This is a genomic window from Pelagibacterium xiamenense (assembly GCF_021166475.1).
GTDB classification, from domain to species: Bacteria; Pseudomonadota; Alphaproteobacteria; order Rhizobiales; family Devosiaceae; genus Pelagibacterium; species Pelagibacterium xiamenense.
Map to the genome: position 1 here is coordinate 1255810 of NZ_JAJOYS010000001.1, position 13736 is coordinate 1269545.

19 protein-coding genes are annotated in these 13736 nt (G+C 66.5%); 17 read left to right on the top strand and 2 right to left on the bottom strand.

Annotation, left to right across the window (positions count from 1 at the left end; genetic code table 11):
• Positions 1–36 precede the first annotated feature (36 nt).
• The 9 genes from LSG43_RS06205 to LSG43_RS06245 all read left to right on the top strand — a co-directional run bounded on the left by LSG43_RS06205 (position 37) and on the right by LSG43_RS06245 (position 5411).
• Positions 37–1203: a phage portal protein gene (locus LSG43_RS06205; RefSeq protein WP_231802100.1), complete on the top strand. Its 1167-nt coding sequence runs from the start codon at positions 37–39 to the stop codon at positions 1201–1203.
• Positions 1204–1479: 276 nt separating this feature from the next.
• The gene (locus tag LSG43_RS06210) at positions 1480–1668 is read left to right on the top strand and encodes a hypothetical protein (RefSeq protein ID WP_231802102.1); all 189 of its coding nucleotides are present in this window, start codon (positions 1480–1482) and stop codon (positions 1666–1668) included.
• Positions 1668–1817 carry a hypothetical protein gene (locus LSG43_RS06215; RefSeq protein WP_231802104.1) on the top strand — a complete coding sequence of 50 codons (150 nt, stop codon included), beginning with the start codon at positions 1668–1670 and terminating at the stop codon, positions 1815–1817. Before LSG43_RS06210 ends, LSG43_RS06215 begins: the two co-directional genes overlap by 1 nt.
• Positions 1814–2308 (top strand): HK97 family phage prohead protease, encoded by a 495-nt coding sequence (locus LSG43_RS06220; protein ID WP_231802106.1) that lies wholly within the window; start codon positions 1814–1816, stop codon positions 2306–2308. The genes LSG43_RS06215 and LSG43_RS06220 overlap by 4 nt, the downstream gene beginning before the upstream one ends.
• Positions 2309–2320: 12 nt before the next feature.
• Complete coding sequence (locus LSG43_RS06225) at positions 2321–3565, top strand: phage major capsid protein (protein WP_231802108.1); 1245 nt, start codon at positions 2321–2323, stop codon at positions 3563–3565.
• A 103-nt stretch (positions 3566–3668) separates the two neighbouring features.
• Positions 3669–4247, top strand: a complete 579-nt coding sequence (locus LSG43_RS06230; protein WP_231802110.1) for a head-tail connector protein — start codon at positions 3669–3671, stop codon at positions 4245–4247.
• Positions 4244–4585 (top strand): phage head closure protein, encoded by a 342-nt coding sequence (locus LSG43_RS06235; protein WP_231802112.1) that lies wholly within the window; start codon positions 4244–4246, stop codon positions 4583–4585. Before LSG43_RS06230 ends, LSG43_RS06235 begins: the two co-directional genes overlap by 4 nt.
• Positions 4582–4986 carry a DUF3168 domain-containing protein gene (locus LSG43_RS06240; protein ID WP_231802114.1) on the top strand — a complete coding sequence of 135 codons (405 nt, stop codon included), beginning with the start codon at positions 4582–4584 and terminating at the stop codon, positions 4984–4986. Before LSG43_RS06235 ends, LSG43_RS06240 begins: the two co-directional genes overlap by 4 nt.
• Positions 4987–4997: 11 nt before the next feature.
• Positions 4998–5411 (top strand): phage major tail protein, TP901-1 family, encoded by a 414-nt coding sequence (locus LSG43_RS06245; protein WP_231802116.1) that lies wholly within the window; start codon positions 4998–5000, stop codon positions 5409–5411.
• On the opposite strand, the gene LSG43_RS06250 is transcribed toward LSG43_RS06245, so the two are convergent.
• Positions 5408–5683 (bottom strand): type II toxin-antitoxin system RelE/ParE family toxin, encoded by a 276-nt coding sequence (locus LSG43_RS06250; RefSeq protein WP_369412447.1) that lies wholly within the window; start codon positions 5681–5683, stop codon positions 5408–5410. The genes LSG43_RS06245 and LSG43_RS06250 overlap by 4 nt on opposite strands.
• A 3-nt stretch (positions 5684–5686) precedes the next feature.
• Positions 5687–5959, bottom strand: coding sequence for a CopG family ribbon-helix-helix protein (locus LSG43_RS06255; RefSeq protein ID WP_231802118.1), 273 nt, complete (start codon positions 5957–5959; stop codon positions 5687–5689).
• Between the two features lie 84 nt (positions 5960–6043).
• Here LSG43_RS06255 and LSG43_RS06260 point away from each other — a divergent pair, with 84 nt between their 5' ends.
• From LSG43_RS06260 to LSG43_RS06295, 8 genes are read left to right on the top strand one after another with little or no spacing between them, the layout of a single operon-like run.
• Entirely contained in the window at positions 6044–6358 is a 315-nt protein-coding gene (locus tag LSG43_RS06260; RefSeq protein WP_231802120.1) for a gene transfer agent family protein, read from the top strand.
• Complete coding sequence (locus LSG43_RS06265; protein ID WP_231802122.1) at positions 6355–6567, top strand: rcc01693 family protein; 213 nt, start codon at positions 6355–6357, stop codon at positions 6565–6567. Before LSG43_RS06260 ends, LSG43_RS06265 begins: the two co-directional genes overlap by 4 nt.
• On the top strand, positions 6551–7087 hold the full coding sequence (locus LSG43_RS06270; protein ID WP_231802124.1) for a phage tail tape measure family protein: 537 nt from the start codon (positions 6551–6553) through the stop codon (positions 7085–7087). Before LSG43_RS06265 ends, LSG43_RS06270 begins: the two co-directional genes overlap by 17 nt.
• Positions 7087–7719 carry a DUF2460 domain-containing protein gene (locus tag LSG43_RS06275; protein ID WP_231802126.1) on the top strand — a complete coding sequence of 211 codons (633 nt, stop codon included), beginning with the start codon at positions 7087–7089 and terminating at the stop codon, positions 7717–7719. Before LSG43_RS06270 ends, LSG43_RS06275 begins: the two co-directional genes overlap by 1 nt.
• The gene (locus tag LSG43_RS06280) at positions 7716–8594 is read left to right on the top strand and encodes a phage/gene transfer agent baseplate hub protein (RefSeq protein WP_231802128.1); all 879 of its coding nucleotides are present in this window, start codon (positions 7716–7718) and stop codon (positions 8592–8594) included. Before LSG43_RS06275 ends, LSG43_RS06280 begins: the two co-directional genes overlap by 4 nt.
• Positions 8591–9013, top strand: a complete 423-nt coding sequence (locus LSG43_RS06285; RefSeq protein ID WP_231802129.1) for an NlpC/P60 family protein — start codon at positions 8591–8593, stop codon at positions 9011–9013. The genes LSG43_RS06280 and LSG43_RS06285 overlap by 4 nt, the downstream gene beginning before the upstream one ends.
• Positions 9014–9023: 10 nt before the next feature.
• The gene (locus tag LSG43_RS06290; protein WP_231802131.1) at positions 9024–12782 is read left to right on the top strand and encodes a baseplate multidomain protein megatron; all 3759 of its coding nucleotides are present in this window, start codon (positions 9024–9026) and stop codon (positions 12780–12782) included.
• Positions 12779–13723 (top strand): DUF2793 domain-containing protein, encoded by a 945-nt coding sequence (locus LSG43_RS06295; protein ID WP_231802133.1) that lies wholly within the window; start codon positions 12779–12781, stop codon positions 13721–13723. Before LSG43_RS06290 ends, LSG43_RS06295 begins: the two co-directional genes overlap by 4 nt.
• Positions 13724–13736: the final 13 nt, after the last annotated feature.

Below are 13736 nucleotides of genomic sequence, written 5' to 3' on the forward strand. Positions count from 1 at the left end.
CTGCCCCGCAACGCTTTCCAAACAAACGAGGACCCGATGCCGCACTGGTGGAGCCGCCTTTTGGGCGGGCGATCGCGCACGCCGTCTGAAACCAAGATGGCGGGGAGCCAGAGCCTTTTTGCGCTGAGCCCGCTCGGGACGGGCCCGGTGACCCGGAAAGGGTTCGTGGCGCTGGCCAATGAAGGGTTCGCGAAAAATCCGGTGGTCTATCGCTGCGTGCGGCTGGTGGCCGAGAGCGCGGCGCGGGTGCCGTTGGAGGTGAAGGACGGGGCGCGGGTTCTGACCGATCATCCGGTGCTCGATCTGATCGCGCGGCCCAATCGGCGGCAGACCGGGGCGGCGCTTCTAGAGAGCGTTTATAGCTATCTGCAGACTTCCGGGAATGCCTATCTCGATGCGGCGCTGGTCGATGGCGCGGTCAAGGGGCTTTACGGGCTGAGGCCGGATCGGATGGCGGTGGTCGCCGGGGGCGATGGGTGGCCGGTGGGGTTCAGCTATACCGCCAACGGGCGGACGATGAAGCTGATGCTCGACACAAAGCCGATCCCGCGCGTGCTGCACCTTTCGCTCTTTCATCCGCTCGACGATCACTACGGTTTCGCGCCGGTCGAGGCGGCGCAGGCGAGCCTTGAGACGCACAATGCGGCCTCGCGGTGGAACAAGGCGCTTTTGGAGAACGCGGCGCGGCCGTCGGGCGCACTGGTTTATAGCGCTGCGGCGGGGAATTTGACGGAGGACCAGTATCAGCGCCTCAAGGCCGAGCTCGAAGAGGGCTTCGCCGGGGCGGTCAATGCCGGGCGGCCGATGGTGCTCGAAGGCGGGCTCGATTGGAAGTCGATTGCGCTCTCGCCGCGGGATATGGATTTCCTCGAAGCCAAGAATGCCGCGGCGCGGGAAATCGCGCTGGCGTTCGGGGTGCCCCCGATGCTCCTGGGGATCCCGCGGGACAATACCTACGCCAATTACGCCGAGGCGAGCCGGGCGCTGTGGCGGCAAACAGTCATCCCACTGGTGCGGCGGGTGACGGCGGAGCTCTCAGCCTGGCTGGCACCGGCGTTCGAGGGGGCGGAACTGGTGCCCGATTTCGACGGTATCGAGGAACTGGCCGCCGAGCGGGCGGCCGAATGGCAGCGGGTTGGAGACGCGGGGTTTCTCAGTGACGATGAGAAGCGGGAATTGCTGGGGTTCGGGCGGGATCGCTGACTTCGGCTGATGCCGAATACCCCCACCCCTAACCCCTCCCCCCCCAAGGGGGAGGGGGACCAGTCAGCACTCGCCGCAAAATACTGTTTAGCCGTCGGCACAGGGCGGTCTCCCTCCCCCTTGTGGGGAGGGATTAAGGGTGGGGGTGAGACACAGGACGTACCTTGCGCCGAGGGTGGCGCAGATGGCGCAACTCTCGCGCCACCCCGTGCCATGTCGCCGGTGCGCCGAGATGGCATGGTCGCACCTGGCAATGGCCAATTGAGGAACACCACCATGGACGAGATCACCAAAGCCGTCCTCGAGAGGGGCGATCTGGCGCATCTAGCGCTGTTTTTGTGGGCGAGCGGCGCGAGTGCGGCGCTCGTTTTCGTTTTGCGCGAGCTTTCGGCGGCCAATCGGCGGTTCAACACCTTTGTCGTCGAAATCGCGCATCTCAACAGGCTTTTCAGGAGCAAGGACTGATGGGGAAGAAGTCGACCGGTCGCAAGGGGACGGGGCAGGCGCGCGAGGCTGCTGAGGTGTTCCGGCAGTTTGCCTGGAATATCGCGGGCACGCTCAAAAAGCCCGGGGTGAAGGCGGCACCAAGCGCCAAGCCGGACGGGCGCGCATGAGTGTCGCAATCGACGCCGACGGGCGGTTTTCCGGCTACGCCTCGATCTTTTCGGTGCCCGACCAGGGCGGCGATGTGGTGATGCCCGGCGCATTCGCGGCTTCGCTGAAGGCGAGGACGCCGGGCCGCGTAAGGCTTTTGTTTCAGCACGATCCCAAGGAGCCCATCGGGTTATGGGACGAAATTGTCGAGGACGCGCGGGGGTTGAAGGTTTCCGGGCGGCTCATCGACGGCGTGCCGCGCGCGCAAAGCTTGCGGGCGCTGATCGCCAGGGGCGCGATTGACGGGTTGTCCATCGGGTTCCGCGCGGTGCGCGCGAGCCGCGACGGGCGGACGGGGACGCGGCGGCTTTGGGCCGTGGATCTGTGGGAGATCTCCATCGTCACGTTTCCGATGATGGACCAGGCGCGGATTTCTGCCGCGCCCTTAAGCGCGGAGACCGCGCAACTGGCCGCAACGCTGGGCGCGGCGGCGAAAATCTTCAAAAACTGAAAAGGACGATCGATGATCAAGACCGATGAACCGCGCCTTGAAAACAAGGCGGCGGCAACGCCTGCTGGCGGCGATGTGAACGCGCTTTTTGCCGAGTTCATGTCGGCGTTCGAGGAGTTCAAATCGACCAATGACGCGCGGCTCGCCGAAATCGAGAAGCGCGGGGGCGCCGACGCGCTTTTCGAGGATAAGCTCGATCGGCTCAACGCGTTGCTCGACGGGCAGAAGGCGGCGCTCGACAAGGCCGCGGTGGACCGGGCGCGTCCGGCACTCGAAGGCGGGAGGGCCCATGGAGGCGACGAATACAAGGACGCCTTTTCGGCCTATATCAAGCGCGGTGAGGAAAAGGCGCTCTCGGTGGGCTCGAACCCCGATGGTGGATATCTGGTCCCAGCCGAGACGGAGACCGAGATTTCCCGGCTTCTGACCGAAGTGTCGCCCATGCGGGCGATCTGCGGCGTGCGGCAGGTGTCGTCGTCGGTCTACAAGAAGCCGATTACCGTATCCGGGCCGCAGGTGGGCTGGGTCGGGGAGACCGGCGCGCGGGCGCAGACCACCTCGCAGACCATCGATGAGTTGAGCTTTCCGACCATGGAGCTCTACGCGATGCCGGCGGCGACGCAGAATTTCCTCGACGATGCGGCGGTCGATGTCGGGCGCTGGATCGCCGAGGAGGTGAACGCGGCGTTCGCCGAGCAGGAAACGGGCGCGTTCGTCGCTGGCGATGGGGTCAATAAGCCTACGGGGTTCCTCGATGCGACGATTGTGGCCGAGGACAGCTGGAGCTGGGACAATCTGGGGTATGTCGCGACGGGGGTCGATGGCGGGTTCCCCGGCGGCGTCGATCCGGTCGACGCTTCCGACGTGCTGATCGACCTCGTTTATGCGCTCAAGGCCGGGTATCGCCAGAACGCGACCTGGCTGATGAACCGCGCGACGCAGGCGGCGGTGCGCAAGCTCAAGGACGCGGACGGCAATTACCTCTGGCAGCCGGCGGCGCAGGCGAATGGCCGGGCTTCGCTGATGGGGTTCCCGTTGGTGGAGGCCGAGGATATGCCCGATATCGGGTCGGACACGACGCCGATTGCGTTCGGGGACTTCCGGCGCGGGTATCTGATCGTCGACCGGCAGGGCGTGAATGTGTTGCGCGATCCCTATAGCGCCAAGCCGTACGTGCTCTTTTATACGACCAAGCGCGTGGGCGGCGGGATTGCGGACTATGACGCGATCAAATTGCTGAAGTTCGGCGCGAGCTGAGGGCCGGATTACCCCCACCCCTGACCCCTCCCCGCAAGGGGGAGGGGAATTGGGCGCAGCGTAACCTGTGCCTCTCTTCTCCAACCAATCAAAGAGAACAAAGATGACTTCCTATCTTCTCGCCGGGCCGGCGGAGGAGCCGGTTTCGCTCGTCCGGGCGAAGGCATTCCTGCGCGTCGACGATGCTGCCGAAGACGGGCTGATCGAGGCGCTGATTACCGCGGCACGGATCCACCTCGAGAGCACGACGGGGCGCGCGCTGATGGCGCAGAGCTGGCGGGTCGTGCGCGATTGCTGGCCCGAGAATCGGGTGATCGCGCTGCCGGTCTCGCCGCTGATCGCGCTGAGCGAGGTGCGGGCGTTTGATGCCGAGGGCAATGCGACGGTGATCGATACGGCACAGTTTCTGCCCGACGGGCAGGCGGTGCCGGCGCGGCTGATCCTGCCCGCCAATATCGAGGGCGCTCCGGTCTTGCGCGAGCGGATGGGGATCGAGATCGACTACGTCGCAGGGTTCGGGACAGAACCTGCGGATGTGCCCGGCGACCTCATCCAGGCGCTGCTGACGCTTGTTGCGTACTGGTATGAGCATCGCGACGCGGTGCTGGTGGCGGGCGCCGGATCGATGGTGCCCGCCGGGTTCGACCGGTTGGTCGCGAACTACAAGCGGGTGCGGTTGTGAGGGCCGCGATCCCCCCGGTCGGAACGCTGCGCGACCGGGTGCAACTGCAATCGCGGCAAACGGCGGTGGATGCGGGCGGCGGGCATGAGGCGATCTATGTGCCTCTGAACAGCGTCTGGGCACGGGTGACGAGCCGCTCGGCGCGGTTCGCGGCGATCAGCGACGGCCGCGCGGCGGCGTCCTCGCACGTGGTGGTGGTGCGGTATCGCTCCGATCTCAAGCCGGGCGACAGGATCGTCTATCGCGGGCGGCGGCTCGATGTGGTTTCGACCGAGGATATCAACGGGCGCAAAGCGTATCTCGCCTGCCTCTGCAACGAAACGGCGATGGTGGGATGAGCGCGCTCAACGATATCCAGGCCGCGCTCGTGGCCGCGTGGAAGGCGGACGCGCCGCTGACGCTGCTCGTGGGCGACGCGGTGTTCGACAGCCCGCCCCGGGACAAGACGCCGCCTTATGCGGCGATCTTCAGGCACGACGCGGTACCGCGCGACGGGGACGAGACGCCGGGGCTCGTGCATCGGATCGTGGTGCATTGCTGGGTGCCGCATCCCGCGCGGCGGGGAGCGCTCGAGATTGCGCACCGGATCGAGCGGGTCGCCGTGGCGGGACCGCTGGCGCCGTCCGAAAACATCATAACGCTGCGGCGCCATGCGCGGACGGAGACCGCGATCGACCTGGCGACGGGCCGGGCACGGGCGGCGGTGCATTTGCGATTTCATTCCGAACCGGCCGAATAGGAGATGCGATCATGACAGCCCAGAGTGGCAAGGACATGCTGTTAAAGCTCGACCAGACGGGGGCGGGGAGTTTTCTGACGGTCGCGGGATTACGCACGCGGTCGCTGGCGTTCAACGCGGCGAGCGTCGATACGACCGATGCCGAGAGTGCCGGGCGGTGGCGGGAGCTGCTCGCCGGTGGCGGGATCAAGCGGGCGTCGGTAGCCGGGGCGGGGATCTTCAAGGATAAGACGTCGGATGCGGAGATCCGGTCACTGTTTTTCGCCGGGGCGATCCGGGACTGGCAGTTGATCTTGCCCGATTTCGGGACGGTCGAAGGGCCGTTTCAGATTGTGGCGCTGGAGTTTGCCGGGGACCATGCGGGCGAGGTGACGTTCGAACTGGCGCTCGAAAGCGCGGGCGAGCTGACGTTTGTGGCGAGCTAAGGCCAGTCGCGGGCGGTGTGGATGACGCGCAGGATGGAGACGGTGCTCTCGTTGATTTCGTAAACCAGAACATAGGGCAGGCGCGGAACGAGTTTTTCGTATGTGCCTGCCTGTCTGCCCGGTCGGCCGGTGGAAATCTTAGTAAGGCGCTCCGCCGCACTGATGATACGGCGCGCCACATTGTCGGCAGCCATCGGATTGTCGTCCGCTATGAACATGAAAATCGAGCGCAAATCTGCATTTGCGCCTTCAGACCAGGTGATATTCCGCACGCCTTACGCCCGCTTTTTACTGTGACGTGCGTAGGCTTCATCAATGAGTGCGTTCATTTCCTCAACGACCTGCTCGTGCGGGACAACCCGCCCGGCCTTTACATCCTCGATCCCCTCCTGGATCTTTTCGCAGATCTCCAACTCCCGCGTCGCATAGGCGTCGAGCGCCTTGGCGGCGAGGAAGGATTTGGAGCGTTGGGTGAGCTCCGCGATGCGGTCGAGCTTGGCCTTGGTCTCGGGCGAGAGGCGGACTGTGAGGGTCGTGGTTTCGGGCATTCGAGCCTCCTGGGGGCGGTGTACACAAGTGCACACAACGCAATCACTCTGAACACACGTTAACACAACCACGGAGCCGGACAAATGGCCAATGCCCTCAGGGGTGAAATCTCCGCCGAGATCGGCGGGGAGACGATGACGCTGTGCCTGACGCTGGGCGCGCTGGCGGAACTCGAGGCGCGGTTGGGGGCGGGGGATCTCAACGGACTGGCCGAGAGGTTTGCCCGGGGGCGGGTTTCGGCGCGCGATCTGACGGCGATCATCGGCGCGGGGCTGCGCGGGGGCGGACACGCGGTGAGCGATGACGACCTTGCGCGGCTGCAGATCGAAGGGGGGCTCAAGGGTGCCGCGACGATTGCGGTGCGGCTGCTCGAAGCAACGTTCGGGGACGTTGCATGAGCCGGTTTCCCTGGACCGAGGCGATGCGGTTCGGGCTCGGGACGCTGCGGCTGCCGCCCGCGGCGTTCTGGGCGATGACACCGCGCGAACTGGCCGCTGCGCATGCCGGGCTGACCGGGCGTGGGGCCACGGCCCCGCTCGACCGTACGGCGCTTGAAAAACTGATGGCGGCGCATCCGGATGGAGGTGGGAATGCCGGACGGGTTTGAAGACGATTTCGCGGGCGAACTCGATGCGATTTCCAATGAATTGGAGCGTATTCGCGATCTTGGCGACGCGGTCGGCAACACGCTGACGCGGTCGCTGAGGGGCGCGGTGCTTGAGGGGCGGTCGCTCAAGACGTTGCTTGCCGATATCGGCCTTGCCTTCGCGCAGATTGCGCTCAAGGCGGCGCTCGCGCCGGTTGGCAATATGGTTTCGGGGCTCGTCGAGAGCGTCTTTGCGGGCCTCAACCCGGCGCTTGGCGGCGCATCGCTGACGCGTGGCGGCGGGTTGAGCGCGCCGCGCTACATGCCCGGCGAGGGGCAGTGGGGCGGCGCGAATCCGGTGACCCCGGACGGCGTTCGTGCGGCAGCGGCAGGTCTTCCGGGTACGAGCCTGCCGGCGGCGCCCGGCATCAACGTGACCTTCAACGTCGCCGCGCGCGACGCGCAGAGTTTTGCGACTGCCGAGGCGGAGGTGAGCGCGATGCTCCTGCGCGCGGTCAAACGCGGGACGCGGGGGACCTGATGGCGTTTCACGATGTGAGATTTCCGCTCGATATCGCGCTCGGCGCGCAGGGTGGGCCGCAGCGGCTGACCGACGTGGTGACGCTCGCGTCCGGGCGCGAGGAGCGCAACGCGCGCTGGGCGCACGCACGTCGGCGATATAATGCGGGATACGGCATCAAGTCGCGCGCCGACATGCTGGTCGTGCTCGACTTCTTCGAGGAGCGGAGGGGGCGGTTCCATAGCTTCCGCTGGCGCGATGCGCTCGATTTTTCCTCGGCGGCGGATGGCGGCGCCCCTTCGATGGGCGACCAGGTGCTGGGAACGGGCGACGGAACCACAACCGCTTTTCAGTTGCGCAAGCGTTATGGCGCCGGGTTCGATCCCTATTGGCGGACGATTACCAAGCCCGTCTCCGGTTCGGTCTCGGTCGCGGTGAATGGTGTGGCCCTGGGCATGGAGGGCTTTGCCGTCGATACCGCGACCGGGATCGTCACGCTCGATCCCGCGCCGCCGGCAGGCGCACAGGTGACGGCGGGGTTTACCTTCGATGTGCCGGTGCGGTTCGATACCGACAGGCTCGACATCGAACTGGCCGATTTTGACGGGGCGATTGCGCCCAATATTCCCTTGGTTGAGGTGATCGGCGAATGAGGAATTTTTCGGCTGGTTTTGCGGCGCATATCGCTTCAGGCGCGACGACGCTGTGCTGGTGCTGGAAACTTGTGCGCACCGACGGGGTGACCTTCGGGTTTACCGACCATGATGCCGCGCTGAGCTTTGGCGGGGCGACCTACACGCCCGCGCATGGGCTCGACGGCGGGGAAACCGTCGCGCGGACCGGGGCACAGACGCAAACGGCGGAGGTCCTGGGTGTGCTCCACGCCGAGGCGATCACCGAGACCGATATTGCCATGGGGCGGTATGACAGCGCGCGGGTGGAGAGCTGGCGGGTCAATTGGCGGGACGTCAGCGAGCGGCATCTGATGCGCGCGGATACGATCGGCGAAATCGTGCGCGAGGACGGCGTGTTCCGCGCCGAATTGCGCTCGGGGCAGTACGCGCTCAACGTGCCCAAGGGGCGTGTCTATCATCATCTGTGCGATGCGCGGCTGGGGGACGGAAGGTGCGGATTTGCGCTCGAACAATCCGGCTTCCGGACGAACGCCACCGTAACGGCGGTCGAAGACGCGTCGCGGATTTCCGTTTCGGGGATTTCGGGGTTCGTCGCTGGCTGGTTCGCCTATGGGCACGTCAAATGGACGAGCGGCGCGCGGGCCGGGATCGAGGACGGCGTCTCGGCGCATTCGGGGATGACGCTGGGATTCGACCGGAACGTGGCCGACACCGTTGCGGTAGGCGATACGCTCACGGTTTATGCGGGGTGCGACAAGCAGTTTGCGACCTGTAAGGCCAAGTTCGGTAACGGGGTCAATTTCCAGGGCTTTCCGCACATTCCCGGCAACGACTTCCTGATGCGCTATCCGAACGAGGACGATCCGATGACGGGCGGGAGTTTTTTCGGATGAGGGCGCAGGTGGTCGCCGAAGCGCAGCGCTGGCTGGGCACGCCCTATCGGCATCAGGCTTCGGCGTTGGGCGCGGGGTGCGATTGCCTGGGCCTCGTGCGCGGGGTGTGGCGGGCGCTCTATGGCTCCGACCCCGCGCCGTTGCCGCCTTATGCGGCCGATTGGCGGCGCAACGATGTGCGCGATGCGCTGGAAATGGCGGCGCAGCGCTATTTTGCGCCGGCGCGCGGACCGAAAGTCGGACAGCTGGTGTTGTTCCGGCTAGTGCGCAAATTTCCGGCCCGGCACTGCGCGATCATGGTGGCGGACGACAGGTTCATCCATGCGCAGGAACAGATCGGGGTGGCCGAGGGATATTTGAGCGAGGCATGGGCGCGGCGGATGGCCGGATGCTTCGAATTTCCCGCAATCACGGGCTGAGGACAATCTTTTGGCGACACTTGCATTTTCCCTCGCCGGACAGGCGCTGGGCGGGGCTGTTGGCGGACCATTCGGCGCAGTGGTTGGGCGGGCGCTCGGTGCGCTGGCCGGCAGTGCGGTCGATCAGGCGATTTTCGGCGCGCGGCCGGAGCGCGCGGGGACCGATATCCGGCTCTTCGGATCGACCGAGGGGATCGCCATTCCGCGCGTTTACGGCTGGAGCCGGGTGGCGGGGAACATCGTCTGGGCGACGGATCTCGAAAAGATCGCGCCCGAAGGCGCCGGGGCCAAGGGTTTTGGCGGGAACGACGGGGAGGTGGTCGCGGCGAGCTTCGCGCTGGCGTTGTGCGAAGGCGAGGTCGCGCATCTGGGGCGGATCTGGGCGGACGGAAAGCTGCTTGAAACCGAAGGGTTGAAGATCCGGTTCTATCGCGGGACCGCGACCCAGCAGCCGGACAGTTTCATCGCGGCCAAGCAAGGGGCGGGGAATGCGCCGGGCTACCGCAACATTGCCTATCTCGTCTTCGAGCAATTGCCGCTCATCCCGTTCGGCAATCGCATTCCCAACCTGAGCGTTGAAATCTGCCGGCCGGTCGGCGATCTCGAATCCTCGATAAGGGCGGTTTGCCTGATCCCGGGATCGACGGAGTTCGGATACGACCCGGCGCCGCGCGTACGGGTGCTCGGGGAAGGACGCGCGGCGGCGGAGAACACGCATATGAGCGCCGAGCGCTCGGATTGGGACCTCTCTATCGACGAATTGACAGCGCTTTGCCCTAATCTCGAACATGTCGGGCTGGTGGTGGCGTGGTTCGGGACCGATCTGCGGTGCGGGCATTGCGTGGTCGAGCCGCGATCCGAGGCGGCGGTGCGGGAGGTCAAGGACACCGAATGGATCGTGGCGGGCCGCACGCGGGCGACGGCCAATACCGTTTCGCTCGTCGACGGCGCGCCGGCCTATGGCGGGACACCGTCGGACGCGGCAGTGAAGGCAGCGATTGCGGACCTGTCCGCGCGCGGGATTTCGGTGACGCTCTATCCCTTCGTGATGATGGACGTCCCGGCGGACAATACGCTCACCGATCCCTATACGCTTGGGACCGGGCAGCCGGCCTACCCCTGGCGGGGGCGGATCACGTGTTCGCCGGCGCCAGGGATGCCCGGATCGCCGGACGGATCGGCAAGTGCTGCGGCGCAGGTCGATGCCTTTTTGGACAATGGCTATCGCGAGATGATCCTGCACTATGCGCAGCTTGCCGAGGAGGCCGGTGGCGTCGAGGCGTTTCTGATCGGCTCGGAGATGCGGCACCTGACCTGGGTGCGCTCCGGGCCCTCGAGCTTTCCGTTTGTCGATGCGCTCAAGGCGCTTGCTGCCGATGTGCGGGCGATTGTGGGGGACGGGACAAAGATTGCCTATGCGGCGGACTGGTCGGAATATTCCGGGCTCCAGCCCGCGGACGCGCCGGGGGACAAGATCTTTCACCTCGACCCGCTCTGGGCGGACGCCAATATCGACGCGGTGGGGATCGACAATTACATGCCGATTGCCGATTGGCGCGACGGGCGGGACCACCCGGACGGGTCCGCGACGGCGGCTATCTACGATCTCGATTATCTCAAAGCCAATATCGCGGGCGGGGAGGGGTTCGACTGGTACTACGCCAACGATGCCGACCGCACGTCGGGGGTGCGAACGCCGATCGTCGATGGGGCGCATGGCGAGGATTGGGTCTACCGCTACAAGGACCTCGTCAACTGGTGGCGCGAGCCGCACCACAACCGCATCGGCGGCGTGCGCTCGGCGAGCGCGACCGCGTGGGTGCCCCAGAGTAAGCCCATCTGGCTGACGGAAATCGGTTGCGGCGCGGTGGACAAGGGCCCCAATGCGCCCAACGCCTTTGGCGACCCCAAAAGCTCGGAGGACAAGCGGCCGCCGTTTTCCTCCGGTGTCCCCGATCCGTTCGTGCAGCGGCAGGCGTTGCGGGCGATGCATCAGTATTGGAGCCAGAGCGCGGGCAATCCGGCGTCGTCGCGATATTCCGGGCGCATGCTCGATACAAGCCGGATGTATCTGTGGTGTTGGGATGCACGGCCGTTTCCGGCGTTCCCCGGCATGTCCGATGTGTGGTCGGACGCGGCGAACTACGCGACCGGGCACTGGCTCAACGGACGGCTGGGGACCGCGAGCCCGGACGAACTGATCGCCGCGGTGAGCGCGGAGTACGGGGTTGCCCCGGCGGGCATTGCACCGGGCGGGCCGCATGTCGAGGGCATGGTGCTCGAGGACGTGATGAGCCTGCGCGACGCGATTGCGCCGCTGACCGATGCGGGCGGGCTCGTCGCGCGCGATGGGATCGACGGCATCGCCTGGGTGCGGCCCGATACCATCACCGCGGTGGAACTCGATGCGGGCGATTTCCAGCGCGGGGACGGCCCGCTGATTGCACGGCGCCGGGGCGAGGCAGCCGAGCAGGCGGGGCGGCTCTCCATGCAGTTTTTCGACCGGATGCGCGACTATCAGGCTGCGAGCGTCAATGCGGTTGCTCCCGCGGGGGATCGAATGGCGGTGACCCGGACCGGGCTCGTGCTCGAGGCGGGATCGGCGCGGGCGGCGGCGGCCGGTGCGCTTGAGCGGATGCGGCGGGCGAGCGAAACGCTGGAAACGCAACTGCCGCCGTCGCTCTCGGCGCTCGATGCGGGCGACGTGATCGCGCTCGCTGGCGAGGCGGGGCGATATGTGCTCGAAGATGTGCGGACCGGAACCGGCCTTGCGGTCAAAGCGGCGGCGCTGGCGTCGGATGTCGGCGCGCTCGCCCCGACGGCGACGGAGCCGCGCCCGGTGGTGATGCCGGCACCAGCCGTGCCTGTCGAGCCGGTGATGCGGTTCGTGCATCTGCCGAAAACCGGTGGCGGGTCGGAACTGCTCGCCGGCGCTTACGCCGAGCCATGGCCGGGGCGCGTGACGCTGGGCGATGCGGTGATGGGGGAAACGCTCGCCGAACTGACCGCGCCGATGCGGTTCGGGACGCTTGCCGCGCCGATGGCGGCGGGGACCGGGCTTTTATGGTCGCGCGCGGAAACGCTGACGGTCACGCTGGCGCTGGGGCACCTTTCGGCGCTCGGTGAGGCGGCCGTTTTGGCCGGGAGCAACCGGATCGCGGTCGAATGCGACGACGGGCACTGGGAAGCGATCGGGTTCGCGTCGGCGGAATTGGTCGCGCCCGGGACATACGTGCTTTCGGCGCTGTTGCGGGGGCAACGGATGACGGCGCCGGGCGGCGCGGCGGCGGGCAATCGCGTCGTCGTGCTCGACGGACGGTTGGTTGCGGTCGATGTGGCTGACGGCGATGTCGGCACAACCCGTAGCATCCGGGTCTATGCGGGTGCACGCGATCTTGTGGGGGCGTCCCATGCGGTGACACTCGACGCGGGACCTGCGCTGCCGCTCTCGCCGGTGCATGTACGGGCAGAGAGGGACGCGGGGAGCGGGGATGTCGTGCTCTCGTGGGTGCGGCGGAGCCGGAATGGCGGCGACGGGTGGACCTATGGCGACGTGCCGCTCGATTTTTCGCCCGAGGCCTATCGGGTGACCATCCGGGATGGGGCGGCGACTATGCGGGTCGAAACGGTTTCAGCACCGGTGTTTCTCTATTCCGCTGCCGCGCAGACGGCCGATTTCGGCGGGCCGGCGGCGGGGTTTTCGGTTTCCATTGAGCAATTGAGCGCCGTACTGGGTCCCGGCCCGGCGGCGCAGGGGGTGTTTTTATGACCACGACCGCGCGGCTCGGACTGCCGCTGCTCGCGCCCGAACAGGCGCAAAAGCACATCACGCATAACGAGGCGCTGGTGTTGCTCGATGCGCTGGTGCAGCTCCGGCTCGACGGGGTGGATACCGTCTCGCCGCCGGGGGCGCCGGCCGAGGGCGAGACGCATGCGATCGGTCTCGCAGCGACGAATGCCTGGGACGGGCACGATGGGGAGATCGCGTGTTGGACCGAAGGCGGCTGGCGGTTCGCCGTGCCGGTCGAAGGGTGGCTGGCGTGGGACGCGGGGGCGGGCAGTCTGCTGGTCTTCCGCGGCGGGGGCTGGGTGCCGTTTTCGCAGAGCCTGTCGCGCGTCGGGATCGGGGCGGATGCGGACGCGACGAACCGGTTGCTGGTGCGGTCCGAGGCTGCGCTTTTCACCGCAATCGACGCGGGCAGTGGCGGCAACGGCGATGTGCGGCTGACGCTCAACAAGGAGACGGCGGGCGATAGCGCGACGCTGCTCTTCCAGTCCGGTTGGTCGGGACGGGCGGAGATCGGGCTTTCGGGCAATGACGATTTCGCGTTCAAGGTGAGCGCCGACGGGTCGAGTTTCACCACCGCGTTTACCCTCGACGCGGACGCGGGTTTTGTGAGTTTCGGGCGGATGACGGGGGCGGTGCCGAGCTACCCGACAGTGGCGGCGGGTGAACTGACGGTCGAGACGAGCTACGCCGTGCCGGCGCCCGAAAGCGGGACGAGCGACGATGTGGATACGATATCCGGCGGGTTCGACGGGGCGGTGCTGATCGTGACCGGAACGGCGGGCAATACGCTCACCTTCCGGGACGGTACGGGGAACTTGAAGCTCGGGGCGGACCGGGTGCTCGACAATTTCGAGGACAGCCTGATGCTGGTCCGGCGCGGGTCGGACTGGATCGAACTGAGCTACGCCGACAACGGCTGATTTTTCGAGGACA